Below are 21,908 nucleotides of genomic sequence, written 5' to 3'. Positions count from 1 at the left end.
TCCTAAGCGAGGAACGGAATTAGAGGGCTGCGTGTTCGGAAACAGCCTCGGACGGCGGGGTGGGGACCTCCGCCGCGGTGGGGACGGAATCGCCCAGATCGGCGAGGTAGTGTTCGACGTCGACGGCGGCCACACAGCCGGAGCCCGACGCGGTGATGGCCTGCCGGTAGGTCGGATCGATGACGTCGCCGGCCGCGAAGACGCCCGGAAGGGACGTCTTGGAGGTGCGTCCGAGGACCGCGATGGTGCCCTCCTCGGTCAGTTCAAGCTGGCCGCGGACCAGGTCCACCCGGGGGTCGTTGCCGATGGCCACGAACACACCCGTGACGGCAAGCTCGGATTCGGAACCGTCCTTGGTGCTGCGCAGCACGAGGCCGGTGACCTTGTCCTCGCCGCGGATGGCGGCTACTTCAGAATCCCAGGCGAAGCGGATCTTCTCGTGGGAAAGGGCCCGCTCCTGCATGATCTTGGAGGCCCGCAGGCTGTCGCGGCGGTGCACCACGGTTACCGAAGAAGCGAACTTGGTCAGGAACAGTGCTTCCTCCAAAGCGGAGTCGCCGCCGCCGATGACGGCGATGTCCTGGCCCTTGAAGAAGAAGCCGTCGCAGGTAGCACACCAGCTGACACCGCGGCCGGAAAGGCGCTTCTCGTCCGGCAGTCCCAGTTCACGGTAGGCGGACCCGGTGGAGATGATGACTGCGCGGGCGCGGAAGGTCTCGCCCGTGCCGATCGTCACCGTTTTGATGTCGCCGGTCAGGTCCACCTCGGTGACGTCCTCGAAAAGGATTTCGGTGCCGAAACGGGCGGCCTGCTTTTCGAAGTTGGCCATCAGGTCCGGCCCCATGACGCCTTCGGGGAAGCCGGGGAAGTTCTCCACATCGGTGGTGTTCATGAGCTCCCCACCGGCGGTGACGGAGCTCGCAATCAGGAGCGGCTTCAGATTGGCACGTGCCGCGTAAACGGCTGCCGTGTATCCGGAAGGGCCGGAACCGACGATGATGACCTCGCGGACGTCGCCGGCAGCAGCGGCGCCGTCTGTGGCAACGGAGTTTGCGGTGCTCACTGGGGGGTGTTCCTCTTCCTTGTTGAACTACAGTGTCGAACTAAAAATACGGACCGATCCGAAAGGACCGGTTCATAAGTGGATCACCCGGCACAACGGATACCGGGTCCAGCTTATTCCGGCAGCCCGGCGCTGGACATGCTCATCACAGCCGGACGGCCGGTCCGGAGCGTAGTAGTCAGGACACGCCGATTTCGGCGATCCTGAGTCCCCACGGGTAAGCAGCCTGGACCCCGTTAAGCCGGGGCAGCTGCGTGAAGTTGACGATCACGTAGCGGGCAGTGGCAGCCTGGCCATCCGTCTTCGGCACCGGAATGCTGGTGGTGGGACCGGTAAAGCCGCTCTGGGCAACCGACGTCGCACCCTCCAGGTCCGGAGTGTCGTTGAGCATTACGGAGAAGCTGCCGCCCGTGCCGTTCAGCTGGGTGATGTTGACCTCGTTGACCGCCGAATCCGCACCCAGGTCCACCACCAAGGCCAAGCTGGGGGCGAGCCCGCCGAACGTGTCACTGGCGTAGACGTAGCTGGACCAGTACGAGGACGGGTTGCCGTCGATGATCTGCGGCAGCGCGCCGTCGTTGGCCGAATCAAGCTGCGGATTGCCTGGAACCAGACGTGTGATGCCTGCAATCTCCGGTGCCGGTGCAGGTGCGGCGGCGTCCGCGCTCGGGGCGGCCTGTGCAGCCTCCTGCGTGGGGGCGGTGGATGCACCGGCTTCCGGGTCGGATCCGAAGATATCGCCCATTTTGCCCAGCTGGGAAACCGCCAGCACCACTGCGAGGACAAGCACGAGGCTCAGGACCGCTCCGATAAGCACGCGGCCGGACTTGCGGTTCGGCTTCTCCTCGGCGCTGTCCTCTTCGTAGTCGTCGTCCGGATCGCCGTACCCGTAGCCGTCATCGTCGTAACCGCCTGCCGCCAGGGCGGACTTGGGGAAGGTCGACGCAGAGCGGGAGTTCCGTTCCGGAACCGGTGCCGACTGGGGCTCGTCATCTTCCCACTTGGTGACCTTTGCCGGCCGGGCTTCTGCGGCGGACTGCTTGGGCCGGGTAGTGGGAGCCGGGGGAACGTTGGCACCGCCGGTGGCGGCCTCTGCCGGAGCGTCGGCGGCCTCGCCGAACTGAAGATCGCGCTCCGCCGCAGCGGCCCCGGCTCCGGTTCCGGCAGCAGCCCCGGCTCCGGCAGCAGCAGCGTTGCGTCCGAACCGGGGGAGCTTGGGCTTGTGCGACCCGGAGAGCAGCGGCTTGCGCGGCTCGCGCTCCTCATGTTCGACGTAGCGGTCTTCTTCGACGGTTTCCGGTTCGCGGGAACGGGGCATGCCGAAGATTTCCGAGCCCAGGGTGTCGGTGAAGAAAGGCTCGACGTAGGGGGCATCGCGCTCAATCACGAGATCCAGGAGATCCGCCGCGCTGGCGGTATTCGTGATCAGGTACGTGCGGCCGTCGCTGACGCCCAAATCCAGCACCTGGACATTGCCATGGCGTTCACCGGTGGCGATTTCGCGGGCGCTTGCCGAGACCTGGCTGGCATTCATGGGGGCGGCTACGAGGATGCTGACGGAACGGTTCAGGACCTGGTCCACACCATCGAGCACCATGTCCTGCTCAGCTGAAGCGAGTACAAGGGCTGTCACCTTGTAACGTCCGCCCAGCACTGAACCGACGTCTACGGACTGTGGCACGTGTTCCTCCCATGAAAACGGCAATAAGACTGCGTCAGGCTTATCTGACATTGCGTACTCGGATGTTCGTTCACGGACACGGAACACGGCCGGCTGCCGCAGTCCTGAACTGCCTGCTTTGTTCCCATGCTACCCGTGCCGAAAGCAGAATGCCGGAAGCGGCACTTTAGGGAGTCCGCCGGAGTTTGGCAAGGAGCGGTGCCAGGAACGCGTCCAGCTCGGAGACCTTCAGAACCCGCAGCATGAAGTAGTACGCCACGGCCATCAGGGAGCCGCAGACCACCAGGACCACTGTGGCGGAAGGCACCGACTGCCAGGCGAAGCCGTCGGCCGAGTACCCGCCCAGCAGGGCCAAGGCGGCCGAACCGACGGCGCCGGCGGCCAAAGCGGCAACCACGAGCCGGACATGGACGTCGAAGACCCGGGCTCCGCCGTAATCGCCGAGGCTGCGGCGGAGGAAAATATGGCTGAGGACGACGGCCGCGACGTTGCCCAGGGAATAGGCAATTGCCAGGGCGAAGATGATCTGGTCCGCCGGCAGGGCGGCCGCCCCCAGGGCAAGCGCAATGCCGAAGGCCGACAGGATCAGCTGCATAACAAGCGGGGTTTTCGCGTCCTCGTTGGCATAGAAGGCACGGTTCATCAGGAAGGTGGCACTGAGGAAGGGCGCGGTGATGGCCAGCAGCACCAGCACCTGGGCCTGCAGCGCGGCGGAAACATTCGATCCGCCGCTGAACCAGATGCTGATCGGTCCGGCCAGGACAATCAGCACCGCAGAGCAAAAGACAGTGGCCACCCCGATGGCCCGGAGCCCCTGCGAAAGGGTCTCCCGGACGCCGTCGTAGTTTTTCTCCGCATAGGCGTGGGACATCTGGTTGAAGAGCACCGTGGCGAGGGACAACGTGATGACCGAGTGCGGAATGATGTACAGCATCGACGCCGTTTCCAGGTTCATCTGCCCGGCAATCTCACGGCCCATGGCTTGGTATTCGGGCCGCGCTTCCGAGGCGATCGTGGCCACGGCCGTGTAGACCAGGTAAGCGCCGTTGCCCACGAGCATGGTGATGATCGTCCACTTGGCCACCTTCCCGGTTTCCCTCAGGCCCACCCCGCGAAGCCCGAACGAGGGACGCAGCCCCAGGCCCAGGCGGCGCAGCGGGACCAGCAGGACCACTGCCTGCATCACAATGCCGAGGGTGGTGCTGCCGGCCAGGATGAGGGTGGCCTGCGAAGTCCAGTTCTCCGGCGAGAACGACGACGTCTCCTCCCTGCCGATGAACGTAATGAAGACGAGCAGGCCGGCGATCGCGATGATGTTGTTGACCACGGGCGCCCACATATAGGCGCCGAACCTGCCGTTGGCGTTGAGGATCTGCCCGATCACCGCATAGGCGCCGTAGAAGAAGATCTGCGGGAAAAGCCAGTAGGCGAAGGTGGTCGCCAGCGTCAGCTGGTCCGGGCCCAGCGACAGGACCGTGGACAGGATCACGGGTGCCGCGAGCGTGGCCACGAGGGCTATGCCGGCGAGCACGAGGAGGCAGAGCGTGAGGATCCGGGAAACGTACTCGGCGCCCCGGTCAGGCCGCTTGCTCGCCTTGATGATCTGCGGAACCAGCACTGCGTTGAAGACACCGCCGGCCACCATCAGGTAGATAAAGTTCGGCAGCACGTTCGCTGAGCTGAAGATATCGGTGACCAGTCCGGTGCTGCCGATGGCGATTGCCAACAGGGCGGTGCGGACCAGTCCAAGGACACGGGAAACCAGGGTTCCCGATGCCATCACAACACTCGAACGCGTAGTACTGGGGGCTATGTTCTTTTCGGCCATCGTGACCCTATGTTCTCACCTCCGGTACGGATTGCCTCAAACGGCGCTGCGCACCGGGGGAGTCACAGGTAGCGGGGGAGGATCTCGCGGGCGAGGTCCGCGATGCGGCGCTCGTTGGGGAAGGAGAGCCTCCGGCCGAGCTCCGCCAGCGGAACCCAGGCGACGTCCACAGCTTCGTGGTCCGGATCGTTCTCGATGGTCAGGTGCCCGCCGCAGGCTTCCAGGAGGAAGTGGTGGACCGTCTTATGCACCCGGTGCCCGCTGACCGTAAACCAGTAATCGATGCTGCCCAGCGCCGTCAGGATGCGGCCGTCGATGCCCGTTTCCTCCGCAATTTCGCGGATGGCAGCAGCCTGGCTGTCTTCGTCGTTTTCCGGGTGGCCCTTCGGTAGGCACCATTCCAGCCGGCCGCCGCGGTTCAGGCGGGCAATAATCGCCACGTGCAACTGCTCCGTTGAGGTGTCGACCACAATCCCGCCGGCAGAAACCTCCTCCACCGTTGGGAGGGGGGCATGTACCGAATGCGCACCGGCGCCACCCATTGACGCAGTCAACGGGGTCCGCTTGGGCGCGCTCGGTACGGGATGGGCCATACTCCCACTGTAACGATCTTTGCCGGGGGATGATGACTGTTATGCGGGCTGCCGGAGAGGAAGCGGGAACCCTCGGCGTGTCCGCGCTCCGGCTCCCACCCCTTGTCGGCCTTCACCGTTTTATCTGGCAGGCTTAAAGCACTATGGTGCACCTTTTTGATAGTTCGGCCTTGAAGTCCCCGTTACCCGAGGTGATCCCGGAACTCGGGGCGCGTTTCGAGGATGCCGGGTACGAGCTTTCGCTCGTAGGCGGTCCCGTCCGCGACCTGTTCCTGGGCAGGGTTTCCCCGGACCTGGATTTCACCACCAACGCGCGCCCGGACGACATCATCCGGGTGATCAAGGGCTGGGCCGACACTTACTGGGAGATCGGCCGGGAGTTCGGCACCATCGGAATGCGCAAGGACGGCTTCCAGGTGGAGGTCACCACCTACCGTGCCGATGCCTATGATCCCGACTCCCGCAAGCCCTCCGTGGCTTTCGGCGACAAGCTTGAAGACGATCTGTACCGCCGCGACTTCACCATGAACGCAATGGCGCTGCGGCTGCCGTCGATGGAACTGGTGGATCCCTTTGGCGGAGCCCGCGACCTGCATGCCGGTATGGTGCGTACCCCCGGTGCGCCGTCGACGTCGTTCTCCGACGATCCGCTGCGCATGATGCGGGCCGCACGGTTCGCCTCCCAGCTGGGCGTGGAGGTGGCGCCGGACGTTTTTGAAGCGATGCGGGACATGGCCGGGCGGATCGAAATCATCTCCGCCGAACGGGTCCGGGACGAATTGACCAAGCTGATCTGCGGCAAGGCGCCGTGGACCGGCGTGAACCTGCTCGTGGAGAGCGGCCTGGCCGACCACGTGCTGCCCGAGGTCTCGGCACTGCGCCTCGAGATTGACGAGCACCACCGGCACAAGGACGTGTACCAGCACTCGCTGACGGTCCTCCGCCAGGCGTGCGAACTGGAAACCGACAGCGACGGTCCGGTGCCGGCACCGGATTTCGTGCTGCGCTTCGCGGCCCTGATGCACGACGTCGGAAAACCCTCCACCCGCCGTTTTGAGTCAACCGGATCCGTGAGCTTCCTGCACCACGACGCCGTCGGCGCCAAGCTGACCGCGAAGCGGATGAAGGCCCTGCGGTTCGACAATGACACCATCAAGGCCGTGGCCCGGCTGGTGGAACTGCACATGCGCTTCTACGGCTACGGCGATGCAGGCTGGACCGACTCGGCAGTGCGCCGCTACGTCAACGACGCCGGTCCGCTGCTGCAGCGGCTGCACCGGCTCACGCGCTCCGATGTCACCACCCGCAACCGCCGCAAGGCCGAACGGCTGGCTTTCGCCTACGACGATTTGGAGCAGCGCATTGCTGTCCTGGCCGAGCAGGAAGAGCTGGCCGCGATCCGTCCGGACCTGGACGGCGAACAGATCATGGCCCTGCTGCAGATCCGTCCCGGGCCGGTGGTGGGCCGCGCGTACCGGTTCCTGCTGGAGGAACGGATGGAAAACGGTCCGCGGAGCGAGGCCGAAACAGCGCAGCTGCTCCGCGCCTGGTGGGCGGAACAGCCGGAGAACCCGATTGCTGCCGCTGGCACAGCACCTGATACAACGGAAAAGGAACCCCAGCGGGAACCGGAAGTATCAGGTACGAATGTGAAGGACAGCGAAAAATGAGCAACGGGGAAAACTTCGGACCGGCAGTTCCGGACCTGACTCCGTCCGGAACCCGGCTGCCCCGCCTCTGGCTGCTGCGCCACGGGGAAACCGAATGGTCCCGGGAAGGCAACTACACCGGCCTGACGGATATCCCCCTTACGGCCGAGGGGGAAGCCCAGGCTGAGGCCGCGCGGGCCAAGATCGGTCCGGTGACCTTTGACCGGGTACTGACCTCTCCGCTGATCCGTGCCCGCCGCACCGCCGAACTGGTGGGTTACCCCGACGCCGAGGTGGTTCCGCACGCCCACGAGTGGGACTACGGCGACAACGAGGGCCGCAACAGCCGGCAGGTCCGCGCCGAGAATCCCGGGTACCTGATCTGGAAGGACGGCGTGCCCAACGGGGAGACCCTGGCACAGGTTGCCGCACGGGCCGACCTCATCATCTCCTCCGTGCAGGCCGGCTGCGGCACCGAAATGGACCGCGACCCCGAGGCGACGCCGGTGGAGAAGGTCCTGCTCGTGGCGCACGGCCATTTCCTCCGTATCCTGGCGGCCCGCTGGCTCGGCCTTGCCCCGGAGATGGGCCGGCACTTTGCGCTCAGCACCGCAGCGGTCTGCACCCTCGGTTGGGACAAACACACGCCCGCCGTTGTCGGCTGGAACCTCTAGTACCGCGATACGGCCCTGCCCGCACGACCCTGGAATAAAAGTTTTTTAGGGAATTTTGTGAAAGTGCTTGGCAGGGCCACGAACTCTGTTGTACCTTTCTTTTGCGGGCACATTAATTGTCCGCAATAGACCGAACTGGATTCCCTGCTTATGTAGCTGCTTCTGCAGCCACGCCAGGCTCCAGTACCCCGGGTACCGCGAACAGGAGGTGGAGATTGATGAACACTAATGGAATTCACATCGTAGTTACCGGTGGCAACACCGGCGGCAATCTCCGGCCGTCCTTCCGGAATCCGCAGGTACCGCCTTCGGTCCTCCCCGGTCGGCCCTATGCCGCTTCCCGGTTTACCGTGACTGCCAGCTGGTCGGCCGTTTCAGCGTAAACGCTGCCGGCCCGGCAAGCCGTCCACGCCACCGGGGCAAGCACCGCGCACTTCCGTCCGACTCCACACCCGCTCTTTGGGCACCCCTCGTTTCCAGGGGAAGTTGGCGGAACCCGTGTATCGGGTGTGTGCGGAACCGCAGCCGGAATTCCCCTTTGAAAGACATTGCCGCGTCATGGTCGGGTATTTACCGCAAATCGCCTTGACGTCGCTTTAACGTCCTTTATTGGTTTCCTGCGTCATTTCGACGTCCTTTTATCCGCTTATTCTTTTGCGCCCTTTTTTGCGCCTCCCCGTCGGAGCTTCCAATGCCTGAATTGCCCCTGCCCAATACCACTCTGCCCAAAACCAACCAACCCGGCCCACGGCCCGGACTTCCGGACCGGCTGCCCTATGACGCCGCCGGCAGCGACGAGCCGCTGCTGCCCCGTGCCCGGCCTCCGGAACAGGCCGCTCCTGTCCTGCGACGCGCAGCCAAGGGGGTGTACACAATGCTCAAGCGCCTGCGGAGCTCCTTTCTCCGTTCCAATGCCGTCCACCATGCCCGGATGGACGCGGCCCTGAAAGGCGAACAGGGTCACCTGCTGATGCACTACTTCAATTCCGTCAAGTAATCGAAGTACCCGCCCGGACCTGGTCAACCGTCACTGCCCGGCGCCTCCCTTGGGGTGCCGGGCAGTGCCGTGCCCGGCGTCCGGAGGCGAGGGGACGGACGTGTTCTGGCTGACAGGAAACAAAGCTCGAGCCCGTGGCGTTATAAAGTCGATAGAGAAGATAACGGTCAGGAAGGGAGCGAAGTGCCCCAGGTCAAGCGTGTGGCCATGCTCTCCCTTCATACCTCCCCGCTTGAACAGCCCGGGTCCGGTGATGCCGGCGGCATGAACGTCTACGTCCGGTCCGTCGCCCTCGAACTGGCACGCGCAGGTACTGAGGTGGAGATCTTCACCCGGGCGACCGACCCGCTGCAGACCGCCGACGTTGCCCTGGCCCCCGGGGTGAAGGTTCGCCACGTGGTTGCCGGTCCCGTCCGCAAGGTGGCCAAGGAACAGTTGCCGTACCTGGATCTGGCCGGCGCGGTGGCAGAAGCGCAGCCGTTCCTGCTGGACGGCGGTTTCGACGTTGTCCACTCCCACTACTGGGTTTCAGGCGCCGCAGGACTATCCGTGGCGCAGCAGTGGGACCTTCCGCTGGTCCACACCATGCACACCATGGCTCGGGTCAAGAACCTGCAGGGGCAGCCCGGCGAGGCGCTCGAGCCGCAGATCCGGATCGACGGCGAGGAGCAGATAGTCCGCGGCGCCACCCGGTTGATAGCCAATACCAGCACCGAGGCAGCCGAACTGGAAACGCTCTACGGAGCCGATCCGGAGTCTGTGGACGTGGTGGCGCCGGGCGTGGACCTGAATGTGTTTTCACCACGCGGCAGGCCCGGAGTGCAGGCCGGAATGGGCTTCCTCCCCGGGGTCTTCCATGTGGTCTTTGCCGGCCGGATCCAGCGCATGAAGGGCCCTCAGATCCTGGTGGAGGCCGCCGCCGAGCTGCGCCGCCGCCGGCCGGACATTCCCCTGCGCGTAAGCATCCTCGGCGCCGGCAGCGGCTCCTCCGTGCTTGACCTGGCACCGCTGGTCCGCCGGCTGGGACTGCAGGACACGGTGTCCCTGCGCCCGCCGGTCGAGCCGCACCAGCTCGCTGCCTGGTTCCGGTCCGCCGACGTTGTGGCCGTGCCTTCCTTCAGCGAATCATTCGGCCTGGTTGCCCTCGAGGCCCAGGCCTGCGGCACCCCTGTCCTCGCCGCCAACGTGGGCGGGCTGCCCAAGGCCGTGCGCAACGGCAGCAGCGGCGTTCTCGTTGACGGCCACGCCCCGGGCCGGTGGGCCGCCGAACTGGAGGCACTCTACGACGGCACCGACCGCCGTCGTGCGCTCGGAGAAGGCGCGGCCGCCCATGCCCAGGCGTTCGGCTGGCGCCGGACAGCCATGCTGACGGCGGAAAGCTACCGCGAGGCAGCGGACCAGTTCGCCAGCCGTTCCGTGCGCAAGTAGGCCGAAGCAGCCCCCGCGGGCCGGCACTGCTGGTAGCTTGGCTTCCATCCAGCGACCAGCAGCCGTCCAGCGAATCCGTTGACGGCACAGCGGAAGGAACGCAGAACATGCGTATCAGTGCCGATATGCCCTCGGACCTCGAAATTTCCCGGGCGGCCCGCCTGCTGCCGATCACGGAGATTGCCCGCGCCGCGTCGATTCCCGACGCCGCCCTGGAATCCTACGGACGGTACAAGGCGAAAATCGACCCGGCGCTCCTGCGGGAGGATTCGGTCCGCGGCCGGGTGGTCCTGGTGACGGCCATGAGCCCCACGCCTGCCGGTGAAGGCAAATCAACTGTGACGGTGGGTCTGGCGGACGCCCTGCACCGGGCCGGGGAAAACGTGATGATTGCCCTGCGTGAGCCGTCCATGGGTCCGGTTCTCGGTATGAAGGGAGGCGCCACCGGCGGCGGCTACTCGCAGGTGGTGCCCATGGAGGACATTAACCTGCATTTCACCGGCGATTTCCACGCCATTACCTCGGCGAACAATGCACTGGCCGCACTGCTGGACAACCACATCTTCCAAGGCAACCAGCTGGGCCTGGATCCGCGGCGCATCACCATCAAACGCGTCCTGGACATGAATGACCGCGCCCTGCGCGACGTCGTCATCGGCCTCGGCGGACCGGCCCAGGGCGTGCCGCGGCAGGACGGCTTCGACATCACCGTGGCCTCGGAGGTGATGGCTGTTTTCTGCCTCGCCCGGAACCTGGCGGACCTCACGGAACGCCTGTCCCGGATCACCGTCGGCTACACCTACGACCGGCGGCCCGTCACCGTTGCCGATCTCGGCGCGCAGGGCGCCATGACGCTGCTGCTGCGCGACGCACTGAAACCGAACCTGGTGCAGACCCTGGCCGGAACCCCGGCCCTCGTCCACGGCGGGCCGTTCGCCAACATCGCGCACGGCTGCAATTCGGTCATTGCCACGTCCGCTGCCCTCCGCCTGGCCGACCTCGTTGTGACGGAAGCCGGGTTCGGGGCGGACCTCGGGGCGGAGAAGTACCTGGACATCAAGTCCCGGGTGGCGGATGTCGCCCCGGACGCCATAGTGGTGGTGGCCACCGTCCGTGCCCTGAAGATGCACGGGGGCGTGCCCAAGACCGGCCTGGCGGCGGAGAACCTTCCTGCACTGCGGGCCGGCGTCGTCAACCTGCACCGGCACCTGGAGAACGTCCGCCGGTTCGGGATCAACCCCGTGGTGGCGGTCAACCGCTTCAGCACCGATACGGATGCCGAACTGCGCTGGCTGATGGACTGGTGCGCCGAGCAGGGCGTCAGCGCTGCAGTGGCCGAGGTGTGGGCGCACGGCGGCGGCGGAACGGGCGGCGATGACCTGGCTGCGGCGGTGCTCCGGGCCCTGGAGCGGCCGGCGGACTTCCGGTTCCTCTATCGGGACGAGCTGCCGGTGGAGCAGAAGATCCGGGCCGTGGCCCGGGAGATTTACGGTGCCGCCGACGTCGAATTTGCCCCGGCCGCGCTGCGCCGGCTGGAGGAGATTGCGGCGCGGGGACTGGAGCACCTGCCGGTCTGCATGGCCAAAACGCCGTACTCCTTCTCCGACGACCCCGCGGCCCTGGGCGCGCCGTCGGGCTTCACCCTGCACGTGCGGGATCTGTCCATCAAGACCGGGGCCGGCTTCGTGGTGGCCCTGACCGGGGCGGTCATGACCATGCCGGGATTGCCCAGGGAACCTGCGGCGCTGCGCATGGGTGTCGCCGCGGACGGGACGCCGAGCGGACTTATCTAGGATTCAGGTCCGGGGCCCGGGGGAGGACCGGGCACGGCAAGGCCCCCGGTCCCGGAGCGTTCCGGGGACGGGGGCCTTGTGCTGCCGGGGTCCTAGCGCTCGACCTCGCCGCGGATGAACTGCTCTACCTTTTCCTTGGCGAGGTCATCGTTGTACTGCTCCGGCGGCGACTTCATGAAGTAGCTCGAGGCCGAGAGGATGGGACCGCCGACGCCGCGGTCCAGGGCGATCTTGGCGGCACGCACGGCATCGATGATGACGCCGGCGGAGTTGGGGGAGTCCCAGACCTCCAGCTTGTACTCCAGGGACACCGGAGCGTCGCCGAAGTTGCGTCCCTCGAGGCGGACGAAGGCCCATTTGCGGTCATCGAGCCACGCGACGTAGTCCGACGGGCCGATGTGGACGTCGTCGGCCTTCAGGTGGGCCGAGGTATTGGAGGTGACGGCCTGCGTCTTGGAAATCTTCTTGGATTCCAGGCGCTCGCGTTCGAGCATGTTCTTGAAGTCCATGTTGCCGCCGACATTCAGCTGGTACGTGCGGTCCAGGATGACGCCGCGGTCCTCGAACAGCTTGGCCATGACGCGGTGCGTGATGGTCGCACCGATCTGGCTCTTGATGTCGTCGCCGACAATCGGCACGCCGGCGGCGGTGAACTTATCCGCCCACTCCTTGGTGCCGGCAATAAAGACGGGCAGCGCGTTGACGAAGGCGACACCGGCGTCGATGGCGCACTGGGCGTAGAACTTCGCAGCCTGCTCGGAACCGACCGGCAGGTAGCAGACCATAACGTCCACCGCGTTGTCCCGAAGGGCGGCAACAATGTCCACCGGCGACGCATCGGATTCGGTGATGGTCTCCCGGTAGTACTTGCCCAGCCCGTCTAGGGTGTGCCCGCGCTGCACGGTGATGCCGGTCTGCGGGACGTCGGCGATCTTGATGGTGTTGTTCTCGCTTGCGCCGATCGCATCAGCCAGGTCAAGGCCGACTTTCTTGCTGTCGACGTCGAACGCGGCAACGAACTGCACGTCATTGACGTGGTATTCGCCGAACTTCACGTGCATCAGGCCAGGGACGGTTTCGTTGGGATCGGCGCTTCGGTAGTACTGGACACCCTGCACCAGCGAAGCTGCGCAGTTTCCAACACCGACAATTGCCACCCGGATGGGGTTCTCGGACACGGTTCTCCTTTGAAGAAAAATGTTGAACGCTGCGCCCCCGGCGCAGACAACCTCCACAGTCTACGTGCTTGGCATCACATCTTCGGTTTGGGTCCGGACCGCCGGGTCATCAAGGGGCATTTTCCCTCGTTACCCCGTCCGTTTCCCCGGTTCCCCGCCGGGACCGAAGCGGTGGTTCGCTAGTGGATACTGGACCCATGCAGCCCAACTCCCGGCGCGGCCCGCAGCGCATTGCGGCGCCCTCCCGCAACGATCCGTTCCTGAGGAAGTTCGCGGAAGGCATCGGCGGCCCCATGGGCCGCCACGCCGCCCCGGGCATGGTCTCGCCCGGATTTTTCACCGTGGAACGGGTGCTGGTCCTGTTCACGATCGTCTCCGCGCTGCTGGCCGTCCTGGTTAAGACTCCCTGCCGTGCGGGCGGCTGGGGCACTCCGGACCAGTTTTACTCCGCCTGCTATTCGGACTGGCCGGAGCTCTTCCGTACCCGGGGGATAGGCGACGGCGTTTTCCCGTTCCTGACGGAGGGCACCCTTTTTGAGTATCCGGTCCTCCTGGGACTCCTGGCCGGTGCCACCGCACTGGTGGTTCCCGGCGAAGGCGGCACGGCCCTGAGGTCGCTGCAGTATTTCGACGTCAACGCGCTCCTGGCCACGGGGGCCTGGATTGCCACGGTCATAGCAACCATGCGCCTGGCCGGGCGCCGGCCATGGGACGCAGCCATGGTGGCCGTCGCCCCGGCGGCGATCCTGTCGGTGTTCATCAACTGGGACATTTTCGCAGTGATGCTGGCCACGGCCGGCATGCTGGCTTTTGCCCGGAACCGTCCGGTGGCAGCAGGAGTGCTGATCGGGCTGGGCGCCGCATTGAAGCTTTATCCCGTGCTGATTCTCGGCGCCGTGCTGGTGCTCGCGCTGCGGACACTCCGCCTGCGGCCGGCGGTGCTGACCTTCACGGCTGCGGCAGCAACCTGGCTGGCCGTCAACCTGCCGTTCCTGCTCCGCGATTACGAGTCCTGGCGCTTCTTCCTCACGTTCACCGCGGAGCGCCCGGCGGGCTACTCGTCGATCTGGTTCGCCTGGAACCTGACCGTGGAGCGGGCCGGCGGAACCGGCGTCGGACCCGAATTCATCAATCTGTGGGCTTACCTGCTGTTTGCGCTGGCGTGCCTTGGAATCGCCGTGCTGGCGCTGCGCTGCGGGCGGCGGCCGCGGCTGGCGCAGCTGGTTTTCCTGATTGTGGCGGCATTCGTCCTCACCAACAAGGTGTACTCGCCGCAGTTTGTCCTCTGGCTCATTCCCCTGGTCGCCCTGGCCCGGCCGAGGTGGCTCGACTTCCTGATCTGGCAGTTCTTCGAAGTGATGCACTGGTGGGCTATCTGGATGTACCTCGCGAAAGAGACCTCCGGCGGAGCGGCCGAGAACAACCTCGATTCGCCCTACTATGTGCTGGCGGTGCTGGGCCACGTGCTGGCCACGCTCTATCTGATGTACCGGGTGGTGTCCGACATCCTGGAGCCCGACGGCGACCCCGTGCGCCGGCACGGCGTCGACGATCCGCAGGGCGGACCGTTCAACGGCGCCCCCGACCGCTGGGCCCTGCGGCGGCGAAGGCCGGTATCCTTGGAAACGCATGCGGCCCCGGCGAAAGAAGCACAGTGACCCCCGTTCCATACCGTTCCGAGCAGCTCAGCCACGAGGAGTTCGAGGCGCTCGCCGCCGCGCACCCCGATGTGGTGATCCCGCTGGAGCAGACCCCCTATTGGGCGGATTTTGAGCGGAAGCTTGGCCGCAGCCCCTACGGCATCTGGGCCTATTACGACGGCGGCACCCTGGTTGCCACCGCCAGTTACCTCCGCTCCGAACGGCGGCTGCGGCCGTCGCTGGTGGTCGTTAACGGCCCCACCTGGTTCACCACGCGCACGCACAACGCCGAGGCCCGGCTCGTTTCCACCGTGCAGGAACAGTTCCGGGCTGATCCCGCCGTGGACCCGCTGTACATCCGGATGCAGATCGCGCATCCGCAGCCACCCGTCACCGGTCCGCTGGAACACGGCTGGTACGAACGGGAAATCGTCGTCGACCTGACTCCGGATACGGACGAAATCTTCGCGTCTTTCCGTTCCAACGCGCGGAACCTGATCCGCAAGGCGGAGAAGCTGGGCGTCAAGGTCCAGACCATCGAGCGCGCACGCTGGGCGGAGGTGTTCCGCACCGAACTCTTCCCCATCATGCAGGAAACCGCTTCGCGGGACGGCTTCTCGAGTTTCGAGTCCTCCTTCTACGAAACCCTGCTTACCGAACTCGGTGACCATCTGCGCCTCATGGTGGCCTACATGGACGGACAGGCCGTGTCCTGGCTGATCACCACCGAGTACCGCGGCTACTCCGTCTACTACTTCGCGGCGAGCTCGCACAGCGCCCGCAAGACCAACGCGCCCTACCTGCTGCTCTGGGAGGCCTTCAAGGTCCTCAAGGAAGCGGGCAACACGGCGTGCGGGCTGACCGGGATCGTCAGCGACAACTACCCGAGCCTGATTAACGTCACCACGTTCAAGCGGAACTTCTCCAAGACCGTGGTCACCATCCCCACTACCTATGACGTTCCCCTCCACCCGCTGCGGTACGCTCTGGTGGCAAACGCCCTGAAGCTGCGGCGCGAGGGGCCCGCGAAGCTGCGCAGCCTGCCGGCCTCTGCCAAGGGTCTGGCCGGCCGGATCCCCGGACGGAAGGGCGAAAAGGCGGCCTAATGAGCGATGTCAGTGTAGTCGGGGCCGGTCCCAACGGACTCGCGGCGGCGGTCATCATGGCCCGCGCCGGCCTCAAGGTCGAGGTGTTCGAAACCCAGTCCACGGTGGGCGGCGGCAGCCGCACCAGGGAACTGATGGCACCCGGCCACCTGCACGACATCTGCTCCGCAGTGCACCCCATGGCCCTGGCCTCTCCGTTCTTCCGCAGCTTCGGACTGGACCGGCGGATTGACCTGGTGGTGCCGGAGATTTCCTACGCCTCGCCGCTCGACGGCGGACGCGCCGCACTGGCGTATCGGGACCTGGACCGGACGGTGGAGGGACTCGGAAGGGACGGTGCCGCCTACCGACGGCTGATGGAGCCATTGGTCCGGCGCAGCGAAGCAGTCACTGAACTGCTGATGGGTTCCCTCCTGAGCGTCCCCCGGGATCCGATTGCGCTGGCGTGCTTCGGCCTGGCCGCCCTGGACCAGGGCACGCCCATGTGGAACCGGCGGTTCGTGGAGGACGCTGCACCGGCGCTGCTCTCCGGCGTAGCGGCGCATCCGGTGGGGAAAATGCCTTCCCTGCCCTCCGCCGGAGGCGGTTTGATGCTCGGGACGCTCGCCCATTCAGTCGGCTGGCCCATCCCGGTAGGCGGTTCCCAGGCCATCGCCGAGGCGATGGCCGACGATCTGCGGGCGCACGGCGGCAGGATCTCCACCGGCCACCGCATCACCTCCCTGGACGAGGTGGCCGGCTCCCGGGCCGTCATCCTCGATGTCTCCCCTTCGGTGCTGCTGGAGCTGGGCGGGGACCGCCTGCCTCCGCGCTATGCGCGGGCGCTGGAACGCTTCCGCTACGGCAATGCCGCCTGCAAGGTGGACTTCATCCTCTCCGGTCCGGTCCCTTGGGCGAATCCGGAAATGGCCCGTACCGGCACCGCCCACCTGGGCGGCACCCGGGCGGAACTGGCCGCAGCGGAGGCCGACGTCGCCGCCGGCCGGCACCCGGCCCGCCCCTACGTCCTGTTGTCCCAGCCCAGCGGCTTCGATCCCACCCGGGCCCCGGCGGGCCGTTCCGTGCTCTGGTCCTACTGCCATGTGCCAGCCGGATCCACGGTGGACATGACGGAAGCGGTCACGGCGCAGATCGAGCGTTTCGCGCCGGGCTTCCGGGATGTGGTTGTCGATTCGCGGGTGACGACGGCGGCGGACCTGGCCCGGTACAACGCCAACTATGTGGGCGGGGACTTCGGCGGCGGGGCAGTGACGCTGGCCCAGATGCTGATTCGGCCGGTCCTGTCCCCGAAGCCGTGGCGTACGGCGCTTCCCGGTGTCTACCTCAGTTCGGCCTCCACCCCGCCGGGGCCGGGCGTTCACGGGATGGGCGGCCTGCATGCTGCGAAGCTGGCACTGGAGGACGTGTTCGGGCTGCCGATGCCCTCACTGGAACCTGCGCAGGGAGCCCGCTAGGGACCTCCGCCTCCCGGTTATCCGGGGGTCCTCGGCACCCCGTTTCCCGCCCTGCCGTGATTGTGACCCATGCCATAAAGCCTTGTATGTTATCCGGTACCGGCACCGTAGCCGGGTACTTGAACTGGGGGACAAGTCATGGGGGACAGACAAATGGATAGCCACGGTCCGGTTGTTGGCGCACAGGGGAACCAGGGGGCTCCGCCGCCGCCCGGTCCGGGCGCCGAGCAGCAACAACCACAGCAGCCGCACCAGCCCAATCCCCCTGCTCCGCAGGCACCGGGACCGCAGGGGCAATGGCCCCAGGCGGCTCCTCCGCCACCCGGGGGACCCGGACTGCCGGGACAGGCATCGAAGCAGCCGAACCCGAAGCGGCGTAAAGGCCTGATCATTGCCGGCAGCGTTGCGGCTGGATTGCTGGTGATTCTGGGCGTCGGAGGGTTCTTCGGCTACAAACACCTCAGCGAGACGACTTACAGCCCCCGGGTGCAGGCAGAGGAATACCTCCAGGCGCTCGTCGACGCGGACGTTGAGCGCGCCATGGAAATGGCTCCTGCCACCGGGGATGAGCTGGACTACTCGTTGATGACGAACGAGGTTTACTCGAAGGCCACCGACAGGATCAGCGGATTCGAAGTGACCGATGTGGTGGTCAACGACGGCACCGCTGACGTGACCGTGGACGTCAAACAGGGGGACGACACCCAGGCCATGAAGCTGGAGCTGTCAGAGAACGGCACGGAGGCAGTGTTTTTCAAGAAGTGGAAGCTGGACGCCCCGCTGGGCTCCTGGTCGCTGCGCTACACGCTGGATGAGGATGCCTCCGAACCTGCCGTAAACGGCGTCAGCGTGGAAATGCCCGAGGACGGCAGGAAGCTGGCCGTGCTGCCGGGCGAGTACACCTTCAATGCACCTACCGGAACGAAGTTCGTCAGCTACGGCGGGGACGAGAAAATGTCCGTCCGCCTGGACGGCCAGGAATCATTGATGGGGGTCGCATTCATCCCGGAGATCACGGACGCGGCGCGCGAGGAGATCAAGGCCCGGACAAAGGCGCACCTGGAAAGCTGCCTGAAGCTGACGGAACTGCAGCCCAAGGGCTGCCCAAACCAAGCGGACGGCGAGGATCCCAACAACTTCCGCAACATCAAATGGAGCATGGCCAAGGAACCCGCTTACGAGTCGATTGAGGGGGACCCGTCATTCCCGTTCTCGGTGGAGCTAGTAAACGGGCAGTTCACCCTGGATGCGGAAATGAAGGAGGGTGACGAGTGGCGGGCCATGAAGGGAACTGTTGAGCTCTACTCGCTGCCCGCCATGGTGGACATCCAGGGCGAAACGATCACCATGACTTTCGCCGACTAGCAGCAGGCGGCCCCGCCGGATCCGGCGGGGCCGTAATTGTTACCTCCGTCATAAAACCCGATAAGTTATCGAGTGCCGGCCGCGCAGCCGGGTACTTGAACCGGGGGAACAAGTCATGGCGGACCAGAATGTCGATTACTACGGGCCGGGGGCGGGGGCAGGGGTGTACCCAGCCTCGCCGCCGCCGGGTGCGGGCAGTGAAGACCGGCAGCAGTGGCCAAAACAGCAGTGGCCGCCGCCGCCCGGACAGAACGGCATGCAGGGACAGGAACCGCCCAAAGCCGACCCGTCGCAGCGCAACACCCTGTTGATCGCCGCCGGCGTTACCGTCGCCGTGCTGGCGGCATTGGTTGCAGGAGGCTACTTCGCTTTCAGGCACTTCAACGAGACCGTGTACGGCCCGCAGGTGCTGGCTGAAGAGTATCTTCAGGCAATTGTCGACGGTGACGTGGAACGGGCCATCGGCATGGGTCCCGACCTTGACTGGGAGGACTACTCCCTGATGACCAACGAGGTGTACGCCGAGGCGGAAAACACAATCACCGGCTTTGAAGTGACCGATGTGGTGGTCACCGACGGCCAGGCTGACGTGAGCGTGGACATCGAACAGGGCGGCGACAGCCATGCCGTAACACTGGATCTGCGCACCGCCGGCAGCGAAGCGTTGTTCTTTCGGAAATGGAAGCTGAATATCGGCCTGGGGAGCACCCAGGTGCACTACATCCTGCGGGGAGACGCCACTGCCGTCGCTGTCAACGGGGTGGACATCCCCGGCCAGGACATGGAGGCGCTCCGCAGAAGCACGGTGTTTAATTTCCTGCCCGGCGACTACACCCTGAGTGCCGCTACCGGCAGCCCTTATTCCGGCTATCCGGACCGGGTGGTGAGCGCGCGCCTGAACCCGGACGGCGCTGCGGCTGTACGGGCGGGAACCGTCGACCTGAAGCCGCAGGTCACGGAAGCCGGCCGCGGGGAAATCGAGGCCGGGCTAACGGCGCACCTCGAAAAGTGCATGAAGGCGACTGAACTGATGCCGAAGGGCTGCCCGAACCAGTGGACGGCCGAGGATCCGGATAGTTACCGGAACATCTCCTGGAGCATGAAGACTCCGCCCACCCTCGACCCCATCGAAAGCGATCCCACGGGACCGTTCCCGGTGCGGGCCGTGGACGGGGAATTCATCCTGGACGCCGAAGTGAATCGGGGCGGTTCGTGGCAACCGGAGCGGGAGAGCTACCAGCTTTACTGGATGTACGCCGAAGTGGAGATCAACGGCGAGGAACTCTCCCTCACCTTCGCAGACTGACAGCACTCCGGCTCCGGACGAAGGCTCCGGACGAAAAGCGGCCCTATTCGACCGTCAGCTCACCCATCCGGGACCATTCTTCGCCCTCAATGACGGTGTTGATGATCTTCGGGGTTTCCACCAGCGCCGGGACCATGTCCTTCATGGCCTGCTGGAAGTGGTCGCTCTGGACGTGGGCGGCCGCGGCGTCGTCCTTGAACGCCTCCACGAGGACAAACTCGTTGGGGTTTTCCAGGCTGCGGGACCAGTCGAACCAGAGGTTCCCCGGCTCGGCCCGGGTGGCTTCGGTGAAGCCGGCGGTCAGTTCCGGCCAGCGCTCGGTCCACTCGGGCTTGACGAGGAACTTGACGGTTATGAAGATCATTTCAGTCCTGCTTTCGCTGATTCTCGGGGTTTTCATCGTATGCCCCGACGGCGGCACCGGGCCACCGGAGGGAGGGACGGAAGGATGGCAAGATGGGTACGTGGCGCACCTCGACGTATCCAACATTGACTATTTCCTCTCCGACGGACGGCAGCTGCTCAACGGCGTCAGCTTCAAGGTCGGCGACGGGCACAAGACCGCTCTGATCGGCCCCAACGGCACCGGAAAAACCACCCTGCTCCGGATCATCGCCGGTGACCTGATGCCGGACGAGGGCACGGTTTCCCGGTCCGGGAACATGGGCATCATGCGCCAGTTCGTCGGGCAGGTCCGGGATGACAGCACGGTCCGCGACCTGCTCGTCTCGGCCGCGCCGCCGGCACTTGCTGCCGCTGCCCGCGAAGTGGACGCCGCCGAGCTGGCCATGATGGAGCACGACGACGAGCCCACCCAGATGCGCTATGCCACCGCCATCACCGAATGGGGCGACGTCGGCGGGTACGAGCAGGAGACGGTCTGGGACGAGGTGACCATGGCGGCGCTCGGGCTGCCCTTCGACCGGGCGCAGTACCGCAAGGCCGCCACCCTTTCCGGCGGCGAGCAGAAGCGGCTGGTCCTGGAAGCGCTTTTCGCCGGCCCCGACGAGCTCCTGCTCCTGGATGAACCGGACAACTACCTCGACGTGCCAGGCAAACGCTGGCTCGAAGGAAAACTTGCCGCCTCCAAGAAGTCCGTGCTGTTCGTCAGCCACGACCGGGAGCTGCTGGACAACGCCGCCACCCGCATCGTGACCCTGGAGCCGGGCATCAACGGCGCCTCCGCATGGATCCACGGCGGCGCATTCGGCAGCTACGTCAAGGCCAGGGAAGACCGCAACGCCCGGTTCGAGGAACTGCGCCGGCGGTGGGACGAGGAGCATCTCAAGCTCAAGGAACTCGTCAACATGTACAAGAACAAGGCCGCGTTCCGCTCCGACATGGCCAACCGCTATCACGCCGCCCAGACCCGGCTGGCCAAGTTCCTGGAAGCCGGGCCGCCGGAGGCCCTGCCGGTGGAACAGAACGTCAAGATGCGGCTGCGCGGCGGCCGCACGGCCAAGCGCGCCGTCGTCGCCGAGAAGCTGGAACTGACCGGCCTGATGAAACCGTTCAGTACCGAGATCTGGTTCGGCGACCGGGTGGGGGTGCTCGGCTCCAACGGCTCCGGAAAATCCCACTTCCTGCGCCTGCTGGCCCTGGGCGGCAGCGATCCGGACCGGGAACACGAACCGGTGTCGGAGGTGGAGATCGCCCCGGTGCCGCATGCCGGCTCGGTGAAGCTGGGTGCCCGCATCCGGCCCGGGTTCTTCGCCCAGACCATGATGCGCCCGGACCTGGCCGAACGGACCCTGCTGGACATCCTGCACCGCGGCGACGAACACCGCTCCGGGCTGGGCCGCGAAGCAGCCGCGGGCGCCCTGGACCGCTACGGGCTGGCCGCCTCTTCGGAGCAGAAGTTCGAGTCGCTCTCCGGCGGCCAGCAGGCGAGGATGCAGATCCTGCTCCTGGAGCTGTCCGGCGCCACCCTGCTCCTGCTGGATGAGCCCACCGACAACCTGGACCTGCACTCGGCCGAGGCGCTGGAAAAGGCCATTGACGCGTTCGAGGGGACCGTCCTGGCGGTCACCCACGACCGCTGGTTTGCCCGCAGCTTCGATCGGTTCCTGGTGTTCGGCTCCGACGGCAGGGTCTACGAGTCCGAGACACCGGTCTGGGACGAGAAACGCGTGGAGCGTGTGCGGTAGGGGACA

Annotated in this window: 17 protein-coding genes; 11 read left to right on the top strand and 6 right to left on the bottom strand. The window is 65.8% G+C overall.

Translation table 11 applies throughout. The features are described 5' to 3' along the window. Positions 1-19 precede the first annotated feature (19 nt). The 4 genes from trxB to N2L00_RS16045 all read right to left on the bottom strand — a co-directional run bounded on the left by trxB (position 20) and on the right by N2L00_RS16045 (position 5,165). Positions 20-1,063, bottom strand: coding sequence for a thioredoxin-disulfide reductase (gene trxB / locus N2L00_RS16060; protein WP_255862223.1), 1,044 nt, complete (start codon positions 1,061-1,063; stop codon positions 20-22). A 178-nt stretch (positions 1,064-1,241) separates the two neighbouring features. Continuing rightward, on the bottom strand, positions 1,242-2,744 hold the full coding sequence (locus N2L00_RS16055; protein ID WP_255765505.1) for an ABC transporter substrate-binding protein: 1,503 nt from the start codon (positions 2,742-2,744) through the stop codon (positions 1,242-1,244). Between the two features lie 166 nt (positions 2,745-2,910). Continuing rightward, positions 2,911-4,524 (bottom strand): murein biosynthesis integral membrane protein MurJ, encoded by a 1,614-nt coding sequence (murJ, locus tag N2L00_RS16050; RefSeq protein WP_255765504.1) that lies wholly within the window; start codon positions 4,522-4,524, stop codon positions 2,911-2,913. Positions 4,525-4,634: 110 nt separating this feature from the next. After that, a complete protein-coding gene (locus N2L00_RS16045; protein WP_255765503.1) occupies positions 4,635-5,165 on the bottom strand; it encodes an NUDIX hydrolase in 531 nt (176 codons plus the stop codon). Between the two features lie 143 nt (positions 5,166-5,308). Between N2L00_RS16045 and N2L00_RS16040 the strand changes: the two genes are divergently transcribed. The 5 genes from N2L00_RS16040 (at position 5,309) to N2L00_RS16020 (ending at position 11,706) form a co-directional block, all read left to right on the top strand. Next, entirely contained in the window at positions 5,309-6,835 is a 1,527-nt protein-coding gene (locus tag N2L00_RS16040; protein WP_255862224.1) for a CCA tRNA nucleotidyltransferase, read from the top strand. Next, positions 6,832-7,488: a histidine phosphatase family protein gene (locus tag N2L00_RS16035; RefSeq protein WP_255765501.1), complete on the top strand. Its 657-nt coding sequence runs from the start codon at positions 6,832-6,834 to the stop codon at positions 7,486-7,488. Before N2L00_RS16040 ends, N2L00_RS16035 begins: the two co-directional genes overlap by 4 nt. A gap of 691 nt (positions 7,489-8,179) precedes the next feature. Continuing rightward, a complete protein-coding gene (locus N2L00_RS16030; RefSeq protein WP_255862225.1) occupies positions 8,180-8,485 on the top strand; it encodes a hypothetical protein in 306 nt (101 codons plus the stop codon). A 183-nt stretch (positions 8,486-8,668) separates the two neighbouring features. Then, the gene (gene mshA, locus N2L00_RS16025) at positions 8,669-9,913 is read left to right on the top strand and encodes a D-inositol-3-phosphate glycosyltransferase (RefSeq protein ID WP_255862226.1); all 1,245 of its coding nucleotides are present in this window, start codon (positions 8,669-8,671) and stop codon (positions 9,911-9,913) included. Positions 9,914-10,020: 107 nt separating this feature from the next. Next, positions 10,021-11,706, top strand: a complete 1,686-nt coding sequence (locus N2L00_RS16020) for a formate--tetrahydrofolate ligase (RefSeq protein WP_255765498.1) — start codon at positions 10,021-10,023, stop codon at positions 11,704-11,706. A 92-nt stretch (positions 11,707-11,798) separates the two neighbouring features. Here N2L00_RS16020 and N2L00_RS16015 read toward each other — a convergent pair whose 3' ends face one another. Continuing rightward, the gene (locus N2L00_RS16015) at positions 11,799-12,884 is read right to left on the bottom strand and encodes an inositol-3-phosphate synthase (protein WP_255765497.1); all 1,086 of its coding nucleotides are present in this window, start codon (positions 12,882-12,884) and stop codon (positions 11,799-11,801) included. A gap of 197 nt (positions 12,885-13,081) precedes the next feature. Between N2L00_RS16015 and N2L00_RS16010 the strand changes: the two genes are divergently transcribed. The 5 genes from N2L00_RS16010 (at position 13,082) to N2L00_RS15990 (ending at position 19,755) form a co-directional block, all read left to right on the top strand. Next, positions 13,082-14,542, top strand: a complete 1,461-nt coding sequence (locus N2L00_RS16010) for a glycosyltransferase family 87 protein (protein WP_255862227.1) — start codon at positions 13,082-13,084, stop codon at positions 14,540-14,542. Further along, positions 14,539-15,630, top strand: coding sequence for a peptidoglycan bridge formation glycyltransferase FemA/FemB family protein (locus N2L00_RS16005; protein ID WP_255862228.1), 1,092 nt, complete (start codon positions 14,539-14,541; stop codon positions 15,628-15,630). The genes N2L00_RS16010 and N2L00_RS16005 overlap by 4 nt, the downstream gene beginning before the upstream one ends. Beyond that, on the top strand, positions 15,630-17,084 hold the full coding sequence (locus N2L00_RS16000; protein WP_255862229.1) for an NAD(P)/FAD-dependent oxidoreductase: 1,455 nt from the start codon (positions 15,630-15,632) through the stop codon (positions 17,082-17,084). Before N2L00_RS16005 ends, N2L00_RS16000 begins: the two co-directional genes overlap by 1 nt. 153 nt (positions 17,085-17,237) lie before the next feature. Continuing rightward, positions 17,238-18,449 carry a hypothetical protein gene (locus tag N2L00_RS15995; RefSeq protein ID WP_260554413.1) on the top strand — a complete coding sequence of 404 codons (1,212 nt, stop codon included), beginning with the start codon at positions 17,238-17,240 and terminating at the stop codon, positions 18,447-18,449. A 115-nt stretch (positions 18,450-18,564) separates the two neighbouring features. Beyond that, positions 18,565-19,755 (top strand): hypothetical protein, encoded by a 1,191-nt coding sequence (locus tag N2L00_RS15990; protein WP_255862231.1) that lies wholly within the window; start codon positions 18,565-18,567, stop codon positions 19,753-19,755. Positions 19,756-19,798: 43 nt separating this feature from the next. Here N2L00_RS15990 and N2L00_RS15985 read toward each other — a convergent pair whose 3' ends face one another. Further along, complete coding sequence (locus N2L00_RS15985; protein ID WP_227920318.1) at positions 19,799-20,119, bottom strand: putative quinol monooxygenase; 321 nt, start codon at positions 20,117-20,119, stop codon at positions 19,799-19,801. A gap of 100 nt (positions 20,120-20,219) precedes the next feature. Here N2L00_RS15985 and N2L00_RS15980 point away from each other — a divergent pair, with 100 nt between their 5' ends. Beyond that, a complete protein-coding gene (locus N2L00_RS15980; protein WP_255862790.1) occupies positions 20,220-21,902 on the top strand; it encodes an ABC-F family ATP-binding cassette domain-containing protein in 1,683 nt (560 codons plus the stop codon). Positions 21,903-21,908 lie beyond the last annotated feature (6 nt).

Source organism: Arthrobacter sp. zg-Y1171 (assembly GCF_025244845.1).
GTDB lineage: Bacteria > Actinomycetota > Actinomycetes > Actinomycetales > Micrococcaceae > Arthrobacter_B.
This window is presented reverse-complemented; position numbering and strand designations above follow the sequence as displayed.

Bases quoted from the DNA above. Each gene is read 5' to 3' on its own strand.
- murJ (WP_255765504.1), bottom strand. From the start codon at position 4,524: ATGGCATCGGGAACCCTGGTTTCCCGTGTCCTTGGACTGGTCCGCACC.
- N2L00_RS16045 (WP_255765503.1), bottom strand. From the start codon at position 5,165: ATGGCCCATCCCGTACCGAGCGCGCCCAAGCGGACCCCGTTGACTGCG.
- N2L00_RS16040 (WP_255862224.1), top strand. From the start codon at position 5,309: ATGGTGCACCTTTTTGATAGTTCGGCCTTGAAGTCCCCGTTACCCGAG.
- N2L00_RS16035 (WP_255765501.1), top strand. From the start codon at position 6,832: ATGAGCAACGGGGAAAACTTCGGACCGGCAGTTCCGGACCTGACTCCG.
- N2L00_RS16030 (WP_255862225.1), top strand. From the start codon at position 8,180: ATGCCTGAATTGCCCCTGCCCAATACCACTCTGCCCAAAACCAACCAA.
- N2L00_RS16020 (WP_255765498.1), top strand. From the start codon at position 10,021: ATGCGTATCAGTGCCGATATGCCCTCGGACCTCGAAATTTCCCGGGCG.
- N2L00_RS16010 (WP_255862227.1), top strand. From the start codon at position 13,082: ATGCAGCCCAACTCCCGGCGCGGCCCGCAGCGCATTGCGGCGCCCTCC.
- N2L00_RS16000 (WP_255862229.1), top strand. From the start codon at position 15,630: ATGAGCGATGTCAGTGTAGTCGGGGCCGGTCCCAACGGACTCGCGGCG.
- N2L00_RS15995 (WP_260554413.1), top strand. From the start codon at position 17,238: ATGGATAGCCACGGTCCGGTTGTTGGCGCACAGGGGAACCAGGGGGCT.
- N2L00_RS15990 (WP_255862231.1), top strand. From the start codon at position 18,565: ATGGCGGACCAGAATGTCGATTACTACGGGCCGGGGGCGGGGGCAGGG.
- N2L00_RS15985 (WP_227920318.1), bottom strand. From the start codon at position 20,119: ATGATCTTCATAACCGTCAAGTTCCTCGTCAAGCCCGAGTGGACCGAG.